The 20,772-nt window shown below is 59.0% G+C and carries 24 protein-coding genes and 1 tRNA gene; 4 read left to right on the top strand and 21 right to left on the bottom strand.

Annotated features, from left to right (window positions below; genetic code table 11):
- The 15 genes from WB402_RS15305 to pcnB all read right to left on the bottom strand — a co-directional run.
- A partial coding sequence (locus WB402_RS15305; RefSeq protein WP_424209375.1) for an HAD family hydrolase occupies positions 1–378 on the bottom strand: 378 nt, incomplete at its 3' end.
- Positions 375–1,787: a glucose-6-phosphate dehydrogenase gene (gene zwf / locus WB402_RS15300; protein ID WP_424209373.1), complete on the bottom strand. Its 1,413-nt coding sequence runs from the start codon at positions 1,785–1,787 to the stop codon at positions 375–377. The genes WB402_RS15305 and zwf, both read right to left, overlap by 4 nt.
- A 1-nt stretch (position 1,788) precedes the next feature.
- Entirely contained in the window at positions 1,789–2,811 is a 1,023-nt protein-coding gene (gnd, locus tag WB402_RS15295; RefSeq protein ID WP_424209371.1) for a phosphogluconate dehydrogenase (NAD(+)-dependent, decarboxylating), read from the bottom strand.
- A 215-nt stretch (positions 2,812–3,026) separates the two neighbouring features.
- Positions 3,027–3,191: a hypothetical protein gene (locus WB402_RS15290; protein WP_424209369.1), complete on the bottom strand. Its 165-nt coding sequence runs from the start codon at positions 3,189–3,191 to the stop codon at positions 3,027–3,029.
- Positions 3,192–3,725: 534 nt separating this feature from the next.
- The gene (locus tag WB402_RS15285; RefSeq protein WP_424209367.1) at positions 3,726–4,067 is read right to left on the bottom strand and encodes a hypothetical protein; all 342 of its coding nucleotides are present in this window, start codon (positions 4,065–4,067) and stop codon (positions 3,726–3,728) included.
- 146 nt (positions 4,068–4,213) lie between these two features.
- A complete protein-coding gene (locus WB402_RS15280; protein ID WP_424209365.1) occupies positions 4,214–4,588 on the bottom strand; it encodes a helix-turn-helix domain-containing protein in 375 nt (124 codons plus the stop codon).
- Between the two features lie 13 nt (positions 4,589–4,601).
- Positions 4,602–4,904 carry a type II toxin-antitoxin system HigB family toxin gene (locus tag WB402_RS15275; RefSeq protein WP_424209363.1) on the bottom strand — a complete coding sequence of 101 codons (303 nt, stop codon included), beginning with the start codon at positions 4,902–4,904 and terminating at the stop codon, positions 4,602–4,604.
- 650 nt (positions 4,905–5,554) lie between these two features.
- The gene (locus WB402_RS15270) at positions 5,555–6,517 is read right to left on the bottom strand and encodes a patatin-like phospholipase family protein (RefSeq protein ID WP_424209361.1); all 963 of its coding nucleotides are present in this window, start codon (positions 6,515–6,517) and stop codon (positions 5,555–5,557) included.
- Between the two features lie 198 nt (positions 6,518–6,715).
- Positions 6,716–7,366, bottom strand: coding sequence for a hypothetical protein (locus WB402_RS15265; RefSeq protein ID WP_424209359.1), 651 nt, complete (start codon positions 7,364–7,366; stop codon positions 6,716–6,718).
- A 240-nt stretch (positions 7,367–7,606) separates the two neighbouring features.
- The gene (gene panD, locus WB402_RS15260) at positions 7,607–7,987 is read right to left on the bottom strand and encodes an aspartate 1-decarboxylase (RefSeq protein ID WP_424209357.1); all 381 of its coding nucleotides are present in this window, start codon (positions 7,985–7,987) and stop codon (positions 7,607–7,609) included.
- Between the two features lie 57 nt (positions 7,988–8,044).
- Entirely contained in the window at positions 8,045–8,896 is an 852-nt protein-coding gene (gene panC, locus WB402_RS15255; RefSeq protein WP_424209355.1) for a pantoate--beta-alanine ligase, read from the bottom strand.
- Positions 8,893–9,699, bottom strand: a complete 807-nt coding sequence (panB, locus tag WB402_RS15250; protein WP_424209353.1) for a 3-methyl-2-oxobutanoate hydroxymethyltransferase — start codon at positions 9,697–9,699, stop codon at positions 8,893–8,895. Before panB ends, panC begins: the two co-directional genes overlap by 4 nt.
- Entirely contained in the window at positions 9,696–10,346 is a 651-nt protein-coding gene (locus tag WB402_RS15245; protein WP_424209351.1) for a deoxynucleoside kinase, read from the bottom strand. The genes panB and WB402_RS15245 overlap by 4 nt, the downstream gene beginning before the upstream one ends.
- 36 nt (positions 10,347–10,382) lie before the next feature.
- Positions 10,383–10,889: a 2-amino-4-hydroxy-6-hydroxymethyldihydropteridine diphosphokinase gene (folK, locus tag WB402_RS15240; RefSeq protein ID WP_424209349.1), complete on the bottom strand. Its 507-nt coding sequence runs from the start codon at positions 10,887–10,889 to the stop codon at positions 10,383–10,385.
- A complete protein-coding gene (pcnB, locus tag WB402_RS15235; protein WP_424209385.1) occupies positions 10,882–12,237 on the bottom strand; it encodes a polynucleotide adenylyltransferase PcnB in 1,356 nt (451 codons plus the stop codon). Before pcnB ends, folK begins: the two co-directional genes overlap by 8 nt.
- A 124-nt stretch (positions 12,238–12,361) precedes the next feature.
- Between pcnB and WB402_RS15230 the strand changes: the two genes are divergently transcribed.
- Positions 12,362–12,437: transfer RNA gene (locus tag WB402_RS15230), tRNA-Glu, on the top strand.
- Between the two features lie 55 nt (positions 12,438–12,492).
- Here the strand turns inward: WB402_RS15230 and WB402_RS15225 are convergent.
- From WB402_RS15225 to queD, 3 genes are all read right to left on the bottom strand, one after another.
- Positions 12,493–13,143 (bottom strand): ankyrin repeat domain-containing protein, encoded by a 651-nt coding sequence (locus WB402_RS15225; RefSeq protein WP_424209347.1) that lies wholly within the window; start codon positions 13,141–13,143, stop codon positions 12,493–12,495.
- Positions 13,144–13,329: 186 nt separating this feature from the next.
- Positions 13,330–14,019, bottom strand: coding sequence for an alpha/beta hydrolase (locus WB402_RS15220; protein WP_424209345.1), 690 nt, complete (start codon positions 14,017–14,019; stop codon positions 13,330–13,332).
- 6 nt (positions 14,020–14,025) lie between these two features.
- Positions 14,026–14,385, bottom strand: a complete 360-nt coding sequence (gene queD / locus WB402_RS15215) for a 6-carboxytetrahydropterin synthase QueD (RefSeq protein ID WP_424209343.1) — start codon at positions 14,383–14,385, stop codon at positions 14,026–14,028.
- A gap of 148 nt (positions 14,386–14,533) precedes the next feature.
- On the opposite strand from queD, the gene WB402_RS15210 reads away from it, so the two are divergent.
- Positions 14,534–15,349: a sulfurtransferase gene (locus tag WB402_RS15210; protein WP_424209341.1), complete on the top strand. Its 816-nt coding sequence runs from the start codon at positions 14,534–14,536 to the stop codon at positions 15,347–15,349.
- Here WB402_RS15210 and WB402_RS15205 read toward each other — a convergent pair.
- The gene (locus WB402_RS15205; protein WP_424209339.1) at positions 15,339–15,548 is read right to left on the bottom strand and encodes a hypothetical protein; all 210 of its coding nucleotides are present in this window, start codon (positions 15,546–15,548) and stop codon (positions 15,339–15,341) included. The two genes, WB402_RS15210 and WB402_RS15205, sit on opposite strands and share 11 nt — an antisense overlap.
- A 389-nt stretch (positions 15,549–15,937) precedes the next feature.
- Between WB402_RS15205 and WB402_RS15200 the strand changes: the two genes are divergently transcribed.
- A complete protein-coding gene (locus WB402_RS15200; RefSeq protein WP_424209337.1) occupies positions 15,938–16,384 on the top strand; it encodes a host attachment protein in 447 nt (148 codons plus the stop codon).
- A 151-nt stretch (positions 16,385–16,535) separates the two neighbouring features.
- Positions 16,536–18,782: a response regulator gene (locus WB402_RS15195; RefSeq protein WP_424209335.1), complete on the top strand. Its 2,247-nt coding sequence runs from the start codon at positions 16,536–16,538 to the stop codon at positions 18,780–18,782.
- Here WB402_RS15195 and WB402_RS15190 read toward each other — a convergent pair.
- Positions 18,779–19,936 (bottom strand): pyridoxal phosphate-dependent aminotransferase, encoded by a 1,158-nt coding sequence (locus WB402_RS15190; protein WP_424209333.1) that lies wholly within the window; start codon positions 19,934–19,936, stop codon positions 18,779–18,781. The genes WB402_RS15195 and WB402_RS15190 overlap by 4 nt on opposite strands.
- Positions 19,933–20,697, bottom strand: a complete 765-nt coding sequence (locus WB402_RS15185; RefSeq protein WP_424209383.1) for an HAD family hydrolase — start codon at positions 20,695–20,697, stop codon at positions 19,933–19,935. The genes WB402_RS15190 and WB402_RS15185 overlap by 4 nt, the downstream gene beginning before the upstream one ends.
- Between the last annotated feature and the right edge of the window lie 75 nt (positions 20,698–20,772).

Below are 20,772 nucleotides of genomic sequence, written 5' to 3'. Positions count from 1 at the left end.
TCGCTGTACCTTGCGCGGCTGGAACACCACGTCGCCATCCGACAGAATCACCGTCGGTCCCCAACGGCGCAGATGGGCGACGACGTCGAGTGCGCCGGGGTACAAGCGATCTACAAACGGGTAGTCCACCAGAAACGAAGACATCATCAGCAAGCGCGGATCATTCATGACGCCAACACGGTAGCGTTGCAAGGCGCCCAGGTAGTCCGCATAGCCGAGTTCAACTCGCAGCGCTTCGAAAATTTTCCAATATCTATCCCGGCTCTCGTCGCCGAACTCCTGCGCAAGATGCCCGCCCAGGTCGGCTACGATGCGATCGTTATCGAGCAGGGTGTTGTCCACATCCAGCAGGAACACCACCTCGCTCGACGCTGTCATTTTGACGCCTTCACCGGTATTGGATTGTGCCAACCTCCGTTTACCGCGATGAGCGCGTCAGCTTGTTTCGGCCCCCAGCTGCCGGGTTTGTAGGAGTGAGTCCGGTGGTGGTTATTAAGGACTGGATCGACCGCGGCCCAAGCAGCCTCCACGGCATCCTCACGGGTAAAGAGCGCGCCATTGCCGGCCATGGCGTCGCCCAAAAGCCGCTCGTAGGGCGATTCCTCTCCCGGCCGTTCATCAATCAGAAAGAGTTCACGCTGGTCGCCGACGAACTCCTTTCCCGCGCGCTTGACGCGAGCAGCCAGGGCCACGGCGGAGTTCGGGGATAACCGAAAGCGTAGATAGTTGGCCCGCCCGGCCGGGGGCGCTGAATCGGCGAACAACCGCTGCGGCGGCGGCTTCAGCTGGACGATCACCTCGGCAGCCGTCTCGGCCAGACACTTGCCGGAGCGCAGGTACCACGGCACCCCTTCCCAGCGCCACGAGTCGATGAAGAGCCGCAGGGCGCAGAATGTCTCGACGTCGGAATCCTTCGCCACGCCCGGTTCCTTACGGTAGCCGGCGTACTGGCCGCGCACCAGGTCGTCGGACTTCAGAGGACGCATCGCCTGGAAAACATCGGCGGTTTCGCCGTGCACGGCCCCAAAGCCCCTATAGGTCGGCGGCTCCATGGCAAGCAGCGCGACGATCTGAAAGAGATGGTTCTGGATGACGTCGCGCAGGCAGCCGGCGGTTTCGTAGAACGCTCCCCGGCCCTTGACACCGAAATCCTCGGACAGGGTTATCTGGACGCTGGCCACGTAGTTGCGGTTCCAGATCGGCTCCAGGAACGAATTTGCGAAGCGGAAATACAGGATATTCATGATCGCCTCCTTCGCGAGGAAGTGATCGATGCGGAAGATCGAGTCTTCCGGAAAAAACCGACGCGCAACGCGATTGAGCTTGCGCGCGGAAGCCAGATTGCGTCCGAACGGTTTTTCGACGATGACGCGCGCCTGATCGGCCAAGCCGGCAGCGCTGAGCCCCGTGATGACCGTCGCGAAGAGCGCTGGCGGGATAGCGAGGTAATGCGCCGGGCGGTGGGCATCGCCCAGCGCCTTCTTGAGTGCTTGGAAGGTGTCTGGGTCGTTGTAGTCACCGTCGACATAGCGGAGCAAGGAGAGTAGATGGCGCAGAGCGGACCGGTTATCTATCCTGCCTGATTTCCTTATGCCGTCCTCGGCGCGCTTGCGCAAATGCGCCAGACTCCACTTCGGTGAAGCGACGCCGACTACCGGGACGTCAAGAACACCCCGCTTAGCCATCGCATAGAGCGCCGGAAAGATCATCTTATGTGCGAGATCGCCCGTGACGCCGAACAGCACCAGCGCATCGGACGGTGTCGTGCCATCTTTGGAGTTATTCATTTCAGCGCCCTCCCTTCTTCTTCTCGTCGTGCCCGCCAAACTGTTTACGCATTGCGGACAACACCCGATCGGCGAAATCCGCATCACCGCGCGAGCTGAAGCGTTCGTAGAGCGCGGCGCTAAGAACAGGGGCTGGCACCGATTCATCGATGGCAGCCGCGATCGTCCACCGCCCCTCGCCGGAATCTGACACGCAGCCCGCGTAGTTTTTCAGACCAGGGTCATCGAGAAGCGCGCTGGCGGTGAGATCCAGCAACCACGAGCCGATCACGCTGCCGCGGCGCCAGACTTCCGCGATCTCGGACAGGTCCAGTTCATACTGGTAATACTCCGGGTTACGCATCGGCGTCGTCTCGGCGTCTTCAATGCGTGGCCGCTTGCCGGCGTCGGCGTTGCGCAGAATGTTCAGCCCCTCAGCATAAGCCGCCATGAGGCCATACTCGATGCCGTTGTGGACCATCTTGACGAAGTGACCGGCTCCTTGCGACCCGCAGTGCAGGAAGCCCTGTTCGGCCGTGCCATCGCGCTTTTGTCGGCCGGGCGTGCGTGGCGCTGCGTCAACGCCGGGGGCAAGTGTGGCAAAGATCGGAGCCAGGTGCCGGACGACCTCTTTTTCGCCGCCGATCATCAGGCAGTAACCCCGCTCGAGTCCGGCAACGCCGCCGCTCGTTCCGACGTCCACGTAATGAATTCCCCGCGGTTTCAACTCGGCGCCACGCCGAATATCATCGCGGTAATAAGAGTTACCGCCATCAATGACGATGTCTCCCGCTTCGAGCAGCGGAACCAGTGTCGCCAGTTCCTGATCCACCGCGGCCGCCGGCACCATCAACCAGACTGCGCGTGGTCTGGACAACCGGGAAACCAGATCTCCGAGCGAACTCGCGCCAACGGCGCCAAGATCCGCGAGTTTCTCAACGGCTTGCGCGCGCACGTCATAGATCACGCATTGGTGGCCACCCTTTATCAGGCGCTGCACCATGTTGGCCCCCATGCGCCCTAATCCAATCATGCCAAGCTGCATTTTTGAGTCCCTTTCTTATACTTAGCTGTGCGCCCCTCTTATTCAAAGTGCGCGTGGTCTATGAATGCAGTGGTAAAGTGTTCCTGGCAGTCATTGACGAGAGGAATAGCCTGATCGTGCGGTTCAACACCATAAACAGTCACACTCGACTCGTTGTCCGCAGTACACGTTTGAAGAATGGTAATTATGGTAGACAGTCTCCCGACACCGATAGTTCATCTTGAACGTCTTCCAATCCGCCGGGGGGCGCGAAACAAAGCTCCGGGGCCACAGATCGTGCCGTCGTGCATCAGCCCGCATTTGAGAAATCCCTGCTGGCCCGCATGGATGTTGTCACTGCTGAACAGAAGCGACTCATCGGGGACAGCTACCCTGTGCATAATGGAATGGTCGCCCTGTGCATGGCGAATTGTTAATCACGCGGGGAGGTGTCCCTAACGAATTAATACTTGCCGCCACACTTATCGGAATCAGCGAGGGGATCTGGCGAACCAACCCAACCTGCCGCGTGGAAGCTTCTCACAATCGTCGCCCCGGCCTTGTGCCAGATTTGTGCCAGGGTTAAGACTGGCTGAGACTGGTTTACCGAGGATTGTGACTGGGAATGACACAGCAGCAAGCGATGCAAGTCATTGATCGGTAACAGCTAGCTGTGCCCCCCATCTTTCTCAAAATCTGGTAGGAGCAATCCCGTGTCGGTTCGATTCCGACCCTCCGTACCATAAAATCAAGGGGCCACAGCCATGTGGCCCTTTCGATTTTGGGTTCCGAACAATCACGGTTGCGGATTGATTCAGAGACCATGGCGACGTGATTTGGAATTCGCCAGGGAACCGGTGTTACCAAGGAACTTGCGGTGGCAGCCGCCTGCTCGGTGAGCCCGCAAGCAACGGCTGGCAACAGATTGGCCGGATTTATTTCCCACCCTTAGGTGGCGGGAATTTGTAGTAACGGTTGTCGAGATAATCCACCACGTCGCTGATTTCCTCCGCGCTCCAGTTGAGCTGCTGCTGGTTCGACCAGCGGATCACCCAACCTTCCAGTGCTTTCAGCGAGTTAGCGCGACGGTCGCGGCGTATGTGCGCGCTGCTCTCGTGACACGCTATGCAGTGATTTTCATACAGCATCTGGCCCTGTGCTGGTGTGATATCAGGCGCGGCTGCTGGCGGCTTTTTCTGGGGCACACTTTCAGCAGGAACTGGCGGCGGATTGGAGGTTTCGGACTTGCCGGGCACCGCTGCAAACGCCGATGTCATCACCAACGATGCTGATAAGACTATAACGCACCTATCGGTCATGCGGGTGCGAAACTTCCTGTGGTTCAATGTCGTCATTTTCGTCTAGTCAAGATGATTGCGCCGACTTCCATGATTCAAAATACGTTTCCACCTCATCCACAAATTCACGCGGCACGCGCTTTTTTGGGCTGTCGGATGAGACATTCGGCCGGGATGCCCAATCTCTTGTGCAGCGCCCAGATCATCTTTAATGTCAGCGGCCGCTTGCGGCTGAGAATCTCATAGACACGGTTGGAGCGGCCGATCATGGGTTCGAGGTCTTTCACGGACAGTCCTTTGCTTTCCATCGTGTACTTGATCGCCTCGATGGGGTCGGCCAGGTCGAGCGGGTAGTGTCTGGCTTCGTATGCCTCCACCAGCGTGACCAGCACCTCAAGCCGATCGCCTTGGGGCGTACGGGGCTTGGCATGCATCAAGGCTTCGATTTCCTTGAGTGCCGCTCGATAGTCAGTTTTGGTCTTAATGGGCTTGATGTCCATCGTCGTGTCTCCGTCAAATGGTTTGCGCGTCGATCCGGTCGTACTGGGCATGGGTTCCAATAAATCGGATATACACCACACGGTAGGCGTAGTTGATCCAGACCACGATGCGATATTTGTTGCCAGCGATGTTGAACACGGCGCGTCCATCCTTGAGGATACTGGCCGTTCCAACATCGCGTTTCAATTCCGCCGGCGATCCCCAATGTGCTTTGAGAGTATGTCGATACCACGCGAGGGCAGGTTCCTTGGCATCCAGATACGCCGGATTTTGTTCCCAGAACGCCTTCAACGTGCTCCGCGCGATCACTCCCATGAACAATATGATAGTCCCAATATGGGACTACTGCAAGGGGTAAGGACCACGCTACCGCCTTGTCCCTGGCGAATTAATACTTGCACCCACACTTGTCTGAATCGGTGAGGCGAGCCGGCGAACCAACTCAGTCGGCAACGTGCAAGCGCTCAGAATCGGTCTATCGCCCCTTGTGCCAGATTTGTGCCAGGGTGAGATTGGGTGAGACCGGTTTTCCGGGGATTGAGACTGGGAATGGCACAGCGGCAAACGATGCAAGTAGTTGATCGGACATAACTGGCTGTGCCCTCCATCATCCTCAAAATCTGGTGGTGGCGACACCGTGTCGGTTCGATTGCTCGGCACTTTCTTCGCTGCACATTCCCTGCTTCGCTCGAAAGCCGGGGCTCGGCTCCTGCCTCGCCCGCTCAGCGGGACAAATTTCTGTGCTCCACATCCACGCTTCGCACAGAAATCCGGCCAAGCCATCCCTGGCTTGGCGCTCGCGGCTCCCAGGTCCGCCGCTCGCCCGCTGGACCTTTGCCTGTTCCCGCTTCGCCCATGCGCCTTGCCCTTCGGGCCACGCTACGCGCGTCCATATCTGTTCCTGACAGAGTTGTCCGACCCTCGGTACAATCTCAACCCGCAGGGTGAGGTGATGCATCCTGCGCTTAGCTTGCCGCCTCAAGCAGATCCTTGATCTCCTCGATTTTTTCCCGCGCCGCCGCGCGGCCGGCCGCGATTGCTTCCTTGCCGCGGTAAAATTCAACTCTACCGATGCGGCCGACATCAGGCACCAGCATGAGATCTGGCGGGTTCCTGGCCGCGTGCAGTCGCACCATCTCCGCTTGCGTGATAGCCATCACCTGATCCAGCACCCGGCGCGCTGTCCACCACGGTTTCATGTCCTGGGCCTTGCGGTAATTCTCGAGCTGCGCTTCCAACCATTCCTCGAGTCCCTGCGTGCGCGCCATCCAGGGTTGCCGCAAGAGTTGCCGGATGCGTACCGGCAACTGTCTGGATTTCGGTTCGTGGACGCGCTTGGTCTGTTGACGCACGGCGAAATGCACCGCCACGGCCACCACCGGGCCACCGAAGCGTTCGCGGGCCACGTCAAACGGCACGGGATTCAGCACGCTGCCGTCCACGAGCCAACGGCTCTTGATGCGGTGCGGCGCAATCAGTCCCGGAATTGAAATGCTCGCGCGCACGGCATCGACCAATCCGCCGCGGTCGACGATCACCTGTTCTCCGGTTTCAAGATCGGTGGTGACGGCGGCATAACCCATGGGGAGATCTTCTATATCGTGTGCGCCCAGCTTGGTATTCAGAAAATCCATGATCTTCCTGCCGGACACCAGGCCTCCGGTCGGCAGGTCCGGCATGAACAGCTGCAGCGTCTGCTTCCAGTCGAATTCCGTGGCGAGACTAACCAGTTCAGCGATGGGCATACCGCTCGCCGTAAACGCGCCAATTTCGGCACCGATGCTGGTACCAACGATGGCGCGTATGGGAATGGCATTTTCCGCCAGTGTCTGCAGGACGCCGATATGCGCCAGGCCGGCGGCCCCGCCGCCGCTGAGCGCCAGCACGATGCCGGATTTTCCGTGAGAAAGATTATCCTGGGGCTGCATACCTGCGCCGATCCATGAATATTCCGCGCAGCGCGGAACTATCGAAGAAATTTACCGGACGATACCCTGTCTGAATAGGGCCGTATAGCAAACCGATGAAATCGTCGCCAGCGCGGCGGGGTCTATCTATTCGACGTTAGGCGGTAGATCGTGTCGGGAGGAAGAAGTTCAAAAACCCGGGCCGCTCAACAATACCAGCTACTGAAACGCCGAACAGGAAAGCCGCAGATGCTCTCCCTGCATGGCGCCAGCCGGTACGGTGACAGCGTATACGGTCGCAGCATTTCCGCATTTCCACTCGGCGGTGAAAACCTTGGCACAGTTCGGCGCGGCATCTTCCGGCGCGGCCATGTCGATTTGATATTGGCAAACGGCCTGTCCGTCGCAGGCACGCGCCACCTGAGTCGTGGCATTACCGGATCTTGCGCCGCAATTGCCGCCATAGGTGCCGGTTACCACCCTGATCGTGGATTTGGCGTTTTCCATTTTTTCGTTCGCGCCCGGTTTGTCCGCCGGCATGGCTCCGCCCGGAGTCGCCATGGCAAGCCTTACCATCGCTCCATCCTGGTTATTGCCCAACGCCCGCGTGGACGCAGATAACGGCGCACTCACGCTTTCACGCAGCCTGTCCCGTAGCGCATCTGTCTCGTTAAAGTGCATCGCCAACCCCACGGTCAGGAGTATGACACCCACGATGATCGCTCCGATTCTGCCCATTTTCCCGGGCTCGATCTTGCCCTCGATCTTGCCGAGCACCGCGAGCAGGAGAAAGATAGTGGAGGCAAGCACGAACATGCGCGCCAACGGCACATCAACTAGCCTCATCATGATGTCTTGCATATATTTCATCGTCCTTTGCTACCCTGGTCTTGTCATGGGCCCCATAGTGCAAATAGTAGATAGACTACCGGCATGTCATCCGGCCAATGATCTGTCCAAGTTCGCCGCTGGTCGCGGTTTGCCCTAATACTCCCGGGACCGGCATGCCAAACGCAGGCAGACTGAGGAGACAGGCATCACGGTTCGCTGATCAACCAGCGAAAACACGGAATACATCAGGAGAAACGCCGGGGATACCCGGATCGGCGGTCAGGCGACCTGGACCGGGATGGAATTACGCGTATGGGTAATGTGGTTGTGACTGTTGACGTACACCAGGCGCGGCTTGAAGGTGGCGAGCTCCTTCTCCTCGAATTCCGCGTAGGCACAGATGATGACGATATCGCTCGGGCTGGCCTTGTGCGAGGCGGCGCCGTTGACAGAGATGATGCCCGAGCCTTCCTCGGCGCGGATGGCGTAGGTGGAGAAGCGCTCGCCATTCTTGAGGTTATAGACCTCGATGCGCTCATACTCGCGGATATCGGCGGCATCCAGCAGGCGGCCGTCGATCGCCACCGAGCCCTCGTAATCGGGCTCGGAATGCGTGACGGTCACGCGGTGCAGCTTGGATTTGAGCATGATGCGGCGCATAAATTTCCTCCGGCGAATGACTATATTATCGGGTCTAATTCGCGCGGATTCAAATAGCTATTTCAGTTCGAATTCAACGTTATCAATCAGGCGCGTGCGCCTGAGCCACGCGGCCGCCAGCGCCACCAATCGGCGATCCTCGGGCTGCGGCACGGCCAGGTCGGTCTGCCGACGCACGCTGACATAATCGGGCCGGAAACCGTGGGATTTGAGCGACTCCACGGCCGCCTCCTCCGCTTCCTTGGTCAGGCTGCCGTGCCGCAGCACCCGGTCGCGCAGGGCGCAAAGCGTTTCGTACAATTGCGGCGCGGTCCGGCGTTCGGATGCGCTCAGATAATTATTGCGCGAACTCATGGCCAGTCCGTCCGGTTCACGCACCGTGTCCACGCCGACGATCTCCACGGGAATGCCGAGATCCTCGACCATGAGGCGGATCAGCATTAATTGCTGATAATCTTTTTTACCGAAGATCGCCACGTCGGGCGCGACCAGCATGAGCAGGCGATGAACCACAGTGGTCACGCCGCGGAAATGGCCGGGACGGAAGGCGCCGCAGAGATCCTCGCTCAGTCCCGGCACTTCGATGACAGTCTGCGCGCCGCGCCCGCGCGGGTAGATAACGGTGTCCGAGGGCATGAACACCACGTGCACGCCGGCCGCGAGCAAGGCCACCTTGTCATGGCCCGGCGTGCGCGGGTAGGAGTCGAAGTCCTCATTCGGGCCGAACTGCAGGGGATTGACGTAGATGCTGGCTACCACCGCCTGCGCATGCTGACGCGCCTCCTGCATCAGATGAATGTGTCCGGCATGCAGATTGCCCATGGTGGACACTAAAGCGATGCGCTTGCCGCCCTGCCGCGACTTCGCCATCTGCTCCCTGAGACCGGCGGCGGAATCAACCGTGATCATGGGGCATGAAAACTGTGCTCAGGTCCGGGGAAGGTGCCGGATTTTACGGCGGTGATGTAGGCCTTCACCGCGGCTTCGGGGCTGGCCGCGCCATGCATGAAATTTTTGGAGAATTTTGGGCTCGGACGCGGATAAAGTCCGAGCATGTCATGCAGCACCAGCACCTGGCCGTCGCAATCGGGGCCGGCGCCGATGCCGATCGTGGGAATCTCCAGGTCCAGCGTGATGGACTTGGCCAGTTCCGACGGGACCGCCTCTAGTACCAGCAGGCTCGCGCCGGCATCCTGCATTACTTTCGCGTCGTGACGTATGCGCTCCGCCGCGGTCGCTTCACGTCCCTGCACGCGGTAGCCACCGAGCTGATGCACCGATTGCGGCGTCAGGCCCAGATGCGCGCACACCGGTATGCCGCGCTCGACCAGAAACCGCACGCTCGCCGCCATCGGTTCGCCGCCTTCGAGTTTCACCACCTGCGCGCCCCCCTTCTGCATGAGACGTCCCGCCGAGGCGAAGGCGTGTTGCGGGCTTTCCTGATAACTCATGAAAGGCATGTCCGTGACGATCAGCGCGCGCTCAACGCCACGCGCCACGCAGCGGCTGTGATACACCATGTCGGCGACGCTGACCGGTAGCGTGGTATCGTGGCCCTGCATCACCATGCCCAGCGAGTCACCGACCATGATCATGTCGACACCGGCACGGTCGAGCAGGCTGGCGAAACTGTAATCGTAGGCGGTGAGGCAGGTGATTTTCTCGCCGCGGCGCTTCATCTCCCGGAGCGTACTGACGGTGACCGGCTTCACAGGCTGGCGGCGAGAGGATTCAGGAAATGACGGCCGCTGCGGATCTTGCGGATGTGCGACAACAGCATCTGGAAATCGTCTTCGTTGTCGACGATGTTGATGCGCTCGGCGTTCACCACCAGCAGCGGCGCTGCGGTGTAATGGTGGAAAAACTGGGTATACGCGTCCACCAGAAGCTGCAGGTATTCGCGATCGATCTGTCGTTCATAGTCCACCCCGCGGCGGCGCATGCGATCGTGCAGCACTTCTACCGGCGCCTGCAGGTAAATCACGAGGTCCGGCACCGGCAGGTGAAGACTCATTTGCGCATAGACCTGTTCGTAGAGCCGCAGTTCGTCGTCGTCCAGATTGGCGCGCGCGAACAGCCTGTCCTTGTCGAGCAGGAAATCGGCGACGAATCCGTTGCTGAACATGTCACCCTGCTTGAGCGACTCGATCTGGCGCGCGCGCTGGAACAGGAAAAACAATTGCGTCGGCAGCGCGAACTGCTTGCGCGACTGGTAGAACCGCTCAAGGAAGGGATTGTCCTGCGGCTGCTCAAGCAGCGGCTCGGCGCCGAACGCGTCCGCGAGACGCATGGCGAGGCTGGTCTTGCCCACGCCGATCGGACCCTCGACGACAACATAACCCGGATTGACGGTATTCATGTGCTGATGCTTCCCGCTTCTGGACCTGTCTTGTCCTTAAATATCCATCTTCTGCACCCGCTGACCGGTGCAATCCGCCAGCAGATCGCGCAGCGAACCATGCCCCGGTATCACCAGGTCCGGTTCGAGTTCGGACAAAGGATACAGGACGAAAGCGCGTTCGTGGAGTCTCGGGTGCGGTACGGTCAGCGCCGCGCTCTGGATGGCCTCGCTGCCGTACAGCAGCAGGTCGAGATCGAGCGTGCGCGGGCCGCCCTTCTCGCCACGGCGCTCACGCCCATGCTGGCTTTCAATTTCCAGCAGATCATGCATTAACGCCAAAGGGGCCAGCCCGGTACGCACACGGCAGACGGCATTGACGAAATCAGGCTGATCCTGCCGGCCCACCGGCGCACTGTGGTAAAGCGAGGAGCAGGCTTCCACGCTTGTCTGCGCCATCCGCGCCAGTGCCGCGACGCCGGATCGTATCTGCACCACGGGATTGTCCAGGTTGCTTCCCAATCCTATATAAGCGTGCGCATCGCCGTGCGATGAATTACTCATGTCGGGGCACCTGCGCGGACGATGGCCGCCGGCGACGGCGGCGTTTGCGTTTGCCAGTACCGGTGGCCGGCGCCATCTGCGCCGTCATGGCGCGGCGTTCATCGTCTCCCGCCGTCTGGAAATGCGTCCACCAATCAGCGAGTGCCTGATCGGCTTCGCCGGTGGCGGCGCGCAGCAGCAGAAAATCGTATGCCGCACGGAAGCGTTTGTTTTCCAGAAGGCGGAACGCCTGTTGACCGGCGCGCCGCTCGAAACGATCCTGCATGCTCCAGATTTCGCGCATCGGCACGCTGAAGCGCTTGGGGATGGAGACGTACCGCAATTGTTCCCGGAGCACCTGATCCGCGGCGCGGAACATGGCGTCATAGCTATTTATGCCGCTCGCGATCAGTTCACCCATCTGTTGTCTTACGGGTTCCCACAGCATGGCGGCGAACAGAAACGCGGGCGTGACCGGCTTGTCCTCGTTCACGCGCGCGTCGGTGTTGGCCAGGGCGCGTGGCAGCAACGTCACGGGAAATCCCTGTTCTTCGCGTTCGAGGCTTTTTTCGGTGAGCGGGAACAGATGCTGAAACAGTCCGTAATGACGCAACATCTCGTAGGTCTCGAGCGCGTAGCCGCTGTGAAACAGCTTCAATACCTCCTCGAACATGCGCGCCGGAGGCACGGTGGTCAAAAGTGGCGCGAGATCGCGGATCGGCGCAGCGGTTTTTTCCTCGAACTTGAATCCGAGCTTGGCCGCGAAACGCACGGCCCGCAACATGCGCACTGGGTCTTCGCGATAGCGCGACTCAGGGTTGCCGATGACGCGCAGGACACCACGCTTCAGATCCTCCGCCCCGCCGACGTAATCCATGACGCTGAAATCGCGGATGTCGTAGTACAGCGCGTTGACCGTGAAATCGCGCCGCACTGCATCCTCTTCCTGGGAGCCGAAGATATTGTGATCGGTCGCCTCCGCGGGCGCGTCGTCCTCGAATTTCTCGATATCTTCTATTTCATCTTCAATTTCTTCGGCTTCTTCGCCTTCCTGCGGAATAGGCTCCTCCGAAGCGTCATGGGGAATCGCGCGGAAAGTGGCGACCTCGATGATCTCGCGTCCAAAGCGCACGTGGACCAACCGGAAGCGCCGGCCGATCACGCGCGCGTTGTGGAACAGTTTGCGGATCTGTTCCGGGCGGGCATCGGTCACGACGTCGAAATCCTTGGGTTCGCGTCCCAGCATCAGATCTCGCACGCACCCCCCCACGAGCAGGCTGGCGTAACCGGCGTCTTTCAGACGGTACAGGACCTTGAGGGCGTTTTCGCTGATCAGCGCGCGGGAGACGTGGTGCTGCGCGCGAGGAATGATGACGGGGTTGTTAATGGTTCTTCCACCTAATCAGATGGCCGATATGTAAACGATCTGTTGGTGCTTTGTCGGCCCGCACGTATAATAACACCCCTTTCGACGCGGTGCGCCGACTCCTCACGCTCCCATCGTCTAGTGGCCTAGGACGCTGGCCTCTCACGCCGGTAACAGGGGTTCGAATCCCCTTGGGAGCGCCAAAAACAGAAAGGGCCCAAAGGGCCCTTTTTCATTGCCGGTCTCTGTCACACCCCTTCAGTTTTCCGTTGCGCCGGCCTTTTTCAGTAATTCGGTAATGCGCGTATAACCGCCGCGGATGGAGATCTTGACCGCCGTGTCGTTGCGTCCGTCCACGGCATTCACGTCCGCACCGTTATCGAGCAGCATTTGAATAATATCGCTGTAACCCTTGTAGGCCGCCGCCATCAGCGGTGTCTTGCCACTGATGGTCCGCACATTCACGTTCACACCCTGGTTCAACAGCGACTGCACGACCGCGATGCGCCCTTTGAGAATAGCGGTGAACAACGCGGCCGCGCCGTGCGCGGTCTTGGAGCGACCACTCTTCTCGAGACCCGTCGGCAACTTGAGCAGCCGATTACTTAGCGAGATAACGATCATGGCCACCAATCCCAGCATGGCGATCTGGGGATCGAAACCGAATTCATTGGCGATGTTCGACGGCACATTGGCGCCGACGGCGAGCGCCACGATCACAAGAATAAGGGTGAACTTGAGATACCTGACCAGGGCGACCGCCACCACGGCGATCAGACCTCCGAGCAGATAGCGACGGTCGAAGTTGATCTTATCCGTCCATTCGCTGGGCAGATTGGCGCCGATACTCAGAAGGATGACAACAATAACGAGACCCCAGTCACGCGGCGATTCTTTTAATATGACCACAACAGCTCTCCTCTGTTCTGATGCCTTTGAAGCTAACGCCGCCGTCTATTGGCTGCCAAGTGGCGCTTAGCCCTAAGTCTAGATGATTTTCCGCCGTGTGAAGTCCAGGGCCGATCCGATAACCACAGCAAGGAACATCGCCTAAACCACGACCACGCCACGCAAAATCCGCCCCCGCTGGCCATTTCACCCCGCCACGTTCAAAAGCGCGCGCCCCAACCAGCGGGAAATATCCCGAATTTCATCCGGGCCGACGGTGTGTCCGATGGAATAAACGCGCCATTCCGGGTAAAGCCCGTGTGACGCCATGAGCCGGTGGACTTTCTCGGCGGCGGCAAAGGGGACCATCCGGTCGTCCGTACCGTGCGCCATGAAAACCGGCACGGCGGCATTGGCCTGATGAATCTCAGCCATCAGATTTTCGGCAAATGGCACCGGTGCCGACAGTGAAATGATGCCGGCCAACGGCTTCGGATAACGCAGGCCGGTGTGCAGCGCAATAGCTCCTCCCTGAGAAAATCCGGCGAGCACAATTCGCTCGCCGGGGATGCCGCGCTGCACTTGCTCCTCGATTAACGCCTGAAGGATTTCTTGCGATTCCCGGATATGCTCCGCGTTCTGCTCAATACCGTGTTCCGTCATGGCGATGTCATACCAGGCGCGCATGATATAACCGCCGTTAATGGTCACCGGCCGGAACGGCGCCTGCGGAAACACGAAACGCAGCGCGGGCTGCGCCGGCAAGTGCAGCTCGGGAACAAGACCTTCAAAGTCATGTCCGTCGGCACCCAGGCCGTGCAACCAGATGACGCTGGCCAACGGGCGCTGCCCGGTTTCGATGACTACCGGAGATTCGTCGCGCGGGTGGATGTCCATGCGCGTTCAGTCTTCCCCGCGATATAGACAACCGGCGGTGCAAGTCTCGCGCACGACAATTTCGGAAAGCCGCGGTAGCGCAGGCTTGAGCTTGCGCCAGATCCATCGCGCCAGGCGCTCGCTCGTGGGATTCTCCAGACCTTCGACCTCATTCAGATAATGATGATCGAGTTGTTCATAAATTGGCTGGAAGGCCCGGGTGATGTCAGCGAAGTCCATGACCCAGCCTGCCTGCTCCTGCACCGGCCCGGTCACACGTATTTCTATCCGGAAGGAATGGCCGTGCAACCGGCGACATTTGTGATTTTCCGGAACATTCGGCAGAAGATGTGCCGCTTCAACGGTAAATATCTTGAATATTTCCACAGGAATAAACCGGTGTTAAAAATGATCGGACAAGTTTAACGGCTTTCCCGGTCCACGGGAACCATACGGTTCTCGCCGCATTATCCGGCCAGCGTTAGAATATCCCGTCGCTCAACTCCCATTGGTTCATCGCGTCGACAAAGGAATCATGCTCCAACTTCTTCTGCCACTAGTTGTCGAGCCGGCGGAGCTGGTCGGAAATCTGGACACAGAAAACCTATTGATTGTCGATCTGTGTCGACCCGAAATCTATGCGCAAACCCACGTGCCGGGCGCGGTACATATCGACTATGCGCAAATCGTCGCGGCACGTCCGCCCGCCATGGGAATGTTGCCAAGCGAAGCGCATCTGTCCGAAGTATTCAGCAGTATCGGCCTGACGCCAGACAGACATGTAGTGGCCTACGACGACGAAGGCAGCGGGCGCGCCTCGCGGCTGCTCTGGACACTGGATGTTATCGGTCATACGCACTACTCGCTGCTGAACGGCGGCTTGCATTCCTGGCTCAACGATCGGCATCCGGTCAGATCTGAAGCGGTTCGCGGGCCGCAAAGTAAATGCGCGGTGAAATTTCACGACACAGCGGTGGCGGACAAGAACTACATCACGAGTCACCTGCGAGATCCGAATGTGGTCTTCGTGGACACGCGGACACCGGCTGAGTACCGCGGTGAAACCCGACGCGCCGATCGCGTCGGCCATATTCCCGGGGCGGTCAACTTCGACTGGGTCAACGCCATCGATCAGACGCGCAGCTTGCGCTTGAAGCCGGCGCAAGAACTACAGCAGATCTTGTCGCAAATGGGAGTGACGCCGGACAAGGAAGTGATCGCCTATTGCCAGACGCATCACCGTTCGGCGCATACTTATATAGTTCTGAAAAGCCTCGGATACCCCCGCGTGCGGGGGTATCCGGGTTCATGGTCGGAATGGGGCAACAGCCCCGAAACGCCTATCGAATAAATGGCCACCCGGCATCGCGGCGATGATCAGCCCAGCGGTTGTCCACTCGCGTGAGATGACGCACCGCACGATCGCGAACCAGCACGGCGTAGATGTCTCCCCCGTACACCATGGCCGCGGTTTCCCACCGCCCGGCATCGTCCGTCTGCGCGGATTTCAATGCCGTTATTTTTCTTTTTAACGCCTTCACCCATTTCATTATTATCGACCCCCCTTTTTTCCTCCAACCCGTGGTAATTCGGGTACTGCCAGATACTAATGGCAATTCCTGTGCCACTCGGGAGAAAACTAAGGCCACGCTTATTCAACACACTGAATTACAGATGAATTGGTAAAAAAAATTCACTCGTCTGCCTGACAGTTATCAGAGATGAACGGTTGATTTGTAATGGCAGGTTTACACAATTTGATCCTCCAAATGCATCATTCATGCAAACGGATAACTCGCCTGTTCTTCTGCGATGATTCTTGTCGCGACTAATCAAGGATTTAGATAACATCCCAAAAACTGCTGCACGGTCTTTTCTTCATCCGGTAGAATGTAAAAAAACCCGACGAAACATTCTTAGTTTGCAGAGGGGCATACTTATGATGAACAACACATGGATTCTCGTAGCCCACCGGGGTGGGGCAAGGCTATTCGAAAACAAGGGCCCGGGTAAAGGGCTGAACCTCCTCCACAACATCCCGCATCCCGAGGGTAGACTCAAAAACAAAGACATCGGTGCCGACAAACCAGGACGCAGTTTCGACAGCAATGGCCAGGGACGTCATTCGTTGAGCTCCGAACAGGAACCCACGGCACATGTCACAGAACAATTTGCCAAACAGTTAAGCACGATGCTGGATGACGGACGCCACCAGCAGCTTTACGGGAAACTCGTGCTGGTCGCTGAACCGCGTTTTCTGGGCAACCTGCGTGCCGCCTTGAGCACGCCGACTGCAGCGCTGGTGACAGCGACGGTCGGAAAGGACCTGGGAGGCGTGGAACTACACAACATGCCCAAACATCTGACCGATACTATCCGCCTGTAAGTTGTCCTTCCCGAACCGGTTTCCTCCCGACTTTTTTGCAGCGCGGCGTAGTTGCACGTGCCCTGCGTTCTGGCCTGCGCACGGCCTCTCCGTCATAACATCTACACTTAGAGAGGAGAAATCTCTTATTCTCGGAGCAATACCGGAAACCATGGATCAGCGACAACGACTCGCAGAAGATCACCTGCTGCTTCGGGAGCGGGCTTCCCAATACGCGTTGTACGGCGTCTACATCGCCAGCGCCAGCGTGGTCATCGCCACGCTGTTGGTGTGCTATGTGATGGTCGATGCGATTACCATCGAGGGCATCATCCTCGCGCAGAAATCGAATATCGCGCTGTGGACGGTGGACTCCATGCCGTTCTTGTTCGCCATGTGGGGGCAATATGCGAGTTTCCGCATGGCGCGCGAGGCCAACGATCTCGTTCAGCACAAGACGCAATCTCTGCGCGAGGCGCTGACCCAGGCGGATTTCACCAGCAAGGCCAAGAGCGATTTCTTCGCCAAAATGAGTCACGAGCTGCGCACGCCCATCAACGGCATCATCGGCATGAGCGACCTGATGCTCGAAACGAAACTCTCGGTCGAACAGCGCCGTCATGCGGAAATCATCAAGTCATCGGCGAGCGGGCTGTTGACGCTGATCAACGATCTCCTCGATTTCTCCAAAATCGAATCCGGCAAGCTGGTGCTGGAGGAAATAGATTTCGACTTGCGCGATTGCATCGAAAAATCTGTAGCGCTGCTGGCACAACAGGCGCACATGAAAGGGATCACGCTCACCAACCTGATGCAGCCGGACATGCCGAACCGCCTGCTCGGCGACCCGGGACGGTTGCGGCAGATCATCATCAACCTGCTGGGCAACGCGATAAAGTTCACCCATCAGGGCGAAATCGTTTTGAGCGTCAAGAAACTCCCCGAGGAATCCGCCGATCGCCTGCGACTGCTCATTGAAGTCGCCGACACCGGCATCGGCATCTCGCCAAAGGACCAGGCGAAACTTTTCCAGCCGTACAACCAGGCCAAGACATCGACCACCAACCGCTACGGCGGCACCGGCCTCGGCCTTGCCATCACCAAGGAACTGGTCGAGGCGATGGGCGGGCATATCGGCGTCAAGAGCAAAGAAGGCAAAGGCAGCATTTTCTGGTTCGCCGTCAACCTGCGAAAACCTGTTGTCGTCAGTGTCACACGCGCTCCTGCGCCGGTCAGTCTTCAGGAACTGCGTGTGCTGGTGGCTGACGGCAACATTCCGGCACGCGTGAACCTCGTGGATCAGCTGAAGACATTGGGCATGGAGGTGCAATCCATCGGCAACGGCAACGCAGCCTTGCAGATGATCCGCTCAGCGGCGGATTCCAGTTTCCGTTTCGACCTGGTGATGGTGGATATGTTCCTGCCGAACCTGAGCGGCGAGGAACTGGGACACGAAATCAAATTACATCCGGAAATGCGCGACACGATTCTCGTGATGATGACGTCCGCCGGCGTGCGCGGCGACGCGCAGCGTCTCAACCAGGCCGGTTTCGCCGGGTACTTCGGCAAACCGATACCGCCCGAAGACATGCACGGTCTGTTAAAGGCGGTCATGGCGACACGGGGGATGGACGAACAGGAACGCCAACGCGCGGGCTTGGTCACAAAATACACCCTCTCGGAAATGCGCAAGAAACAATCGCGACTGCTGCTCGTGGAAGACAGCCCTGTCAACCGGGAAATTATGCTCCACGTGCTGTCCAAACTCGGCTACACAGCCGATATCGCCGAAACCGGTCTTGCTGCCGTCGAGGCGGTGCGGCGGGAATCCTACGGTCTGATCCTGATGGATCTGCACCTCCCGGATATCAACGGCGTCAAGGCAATCGAGTCCATCCGCGCGCTTCCGGGCACTCATGCCAAGACCTCCATCATCGTGCTGACGGCGGGCGCCACGGATGCCGAGAGGGAGCGCTGCCGTGTTCTGGGTGTGAAAGATTTTCTTACCAAACCCGTGGAATCCGGCGTTCTGGGTGACATGCTGAAACGCTGGAGCACGCAGCAATCCCCCTCATCCAACCTCGCTAATACAACGCCGGAAACATCCGACGACACAGCCGAAAAAGACACGGTCCGTCCCGATCCAAAGTTGGTGGAAATCTTCATCAAGGAAGCCACGCAAAGACTGGCCTCGCTGCGCCAGGCCTTCGCCGCTTCCGACGCACAACGCGCTGCGCGCGAGGCGCATACCCTCAAAAGTTCGAGCGCCTATTTCCAGGCCCATGCCATGCATGCAGCCGCGGAGCAGCTTGAAAAAATGGCGGACAACAGCCAGCTCGGCAAGGCAGGACCCGTGTTGCAGGCGCTCGAAGGCGCCTATGCCGCCCTGCGCTCACGTCTTAAAAGAGACATGATCTAGGTATTCGTAAAGTAATCCCGCAGCCGAGAAACACCTTCGCGCAGATTTTCCAGCGTATTAGCGTAGGAAAAACGCGCATGCCGTGCTGCCTGGTGGCTCCCGAAATCCAGACCCGGTGTGATGGCCACGCCGGCGCGCTCGAGCAAATCGAGTGCCAACGTCTGACTGTCATCGGTGAAGCTCGAACAATCCGCATATAAATAGAATGCGCCCGTCGGCACCACCGGAATGATGAATCCCAGTTCGCGCAAGGCCGGCAGGAGATAATCACGCCGTTCACGGAAAATATTCCGGCGTTGTGCCAGTTCTTCCTGTACTCCGGGAGTAAATGCGGCAAGCGCCGCGTGTTGCGCCACGGTGCTCGAGGCCAGGAAAATATTCTGGGCGAGCTTGTCGATCGATGGAATGTAAGCCATCGGCGCCACCAGCCAGCCCAGGCGCCAGCCGGTCATGCCGTAATACTTGGAAAAGCTGTTGACCACGAATACTTCCGGCGAATGCGACAGGGCCGTGACCGTCTCTTCCCCGTAAACCAATCCGTGGTAGATTTCATCTACGATCAGGACGCCGCCAAGTTCAGCCACGGCTCGCACGATCCTCGCCATCTCGTTGCCGGAAATCAGCGTGCCGGTGGGATTGGAGGGCGAAGCGAGCAGTACCGCTACCGTGCGTTTTGTCCAGTGACGACGGATCAGATCGGCGTTGAGCTGATACGCCGTCGCAGCATCCACGGGAATGCTCGCCGCCTCCCCCTCGAACAGACGCACAAAATGACGGTTGCAGGGGTAACCCGGATCGGCCATGAGCACCTGATCGCCGGGATTGATCAAGCTGGCGAAAATCAATTGCAGCGCACCCGAGGCGCCGGGCGTCACCACAACTCGCGCGGGATCGGGACGTGCACGGGCAGGATAACTGGCGGCGATGGCGGCGCGTAGTTCGGGCAGGCCGAGCGCCGGCGTGTAGTGGGTATGTCCGGCCTGGAGCGCCGCGATGCCGGCCTGCACGATGCCCTCCGCGGTCGGGAAGTCAGGTTCACCGATCTCCATATGGATGATGGACCGTCCATGCGCCTCCATGGCGCGTGCCCGAGACAGAATATCCATCACATGAAACGGCTCGATAAGGTTCAGACGTCTGGCAAATGGCTTCATGCGTCGGCCTGTAACTGCTCCAGCAGTTTAAGATCGAGACAGCATGCGCCATTCACGTCGTATCCGGACAACCCCTGAAACGGACGGCTGGGCTCGCCGAGATGATCGATAACCATGGCTGCGCCGTGAAAATCATGGGCGCGCGTGTAGTCATTCACCGTTATGACGGTCTTGAGGCCTGCCGCCTGCGCCGCGCGCAGGCCATTTTCCGAATCCTCGAAAGCCATGCATTGCGCCGGTGAGAGACGCAATTGATTGAGTACATAATAATAAATATCAGGCGCCGGCTTTTTCGCCGCAACCACATCGCCCGCGCCGATGACCTCAAACCATAAAATGGCCTCGGGTGAAACGGCGTGGCGCAGCAGCGCGGAAACATTGTCCGGTGTGGTGGTCGTGGCAATGGCCAGACGCACGCCGCGAGCACGTGCCTCCTCAAGCAGGCGCCGCACGCCCGGCCGCAGCGGGATGCCTCCCTGTCCCAGCAGTGCCGTGTAATGACGCGTCTTGGCGGCGTGCAACCGCACTACCAGCGCTTCGAAATCGGCCGGCTTCACGTAGTCCTGGCGATACTGGTCGACGTAATAACGGATGCGTTCCTTGCCGCCAGTAACTGCCAGCAGCTGGCCGTACAGTTCCACGTCCCAACGCCAATCCAGCCCGACCTCGGCAAATGCCTGGTTGAATGCCACCCGGTGTCCGTCACGCTCGGTGTCGGCCAAGGTCCCGTCCACATCAAAGATCAATGCCTCGAGTGCCATGAAATTGTCACCAAATCCCGGTAAATCTGTCATAACGGCGGCGCCTGCTCGCCGTGTCTATACTCTAACGGTTGC

Origin of the sequence: Sulfuricaulis sp. (genome assembly GCF_049587675.1) — a bacterium.
Taxonomy (GTDB): Bacteria; Pseudomonadota; Gammaproteobacteria; order Acidiferrobacterales; family Sulfurifustaceae; genus Sulfuricaulis.
This window is presented reverse-complemented; position numbering and strand designations above follow the sequence as displayed.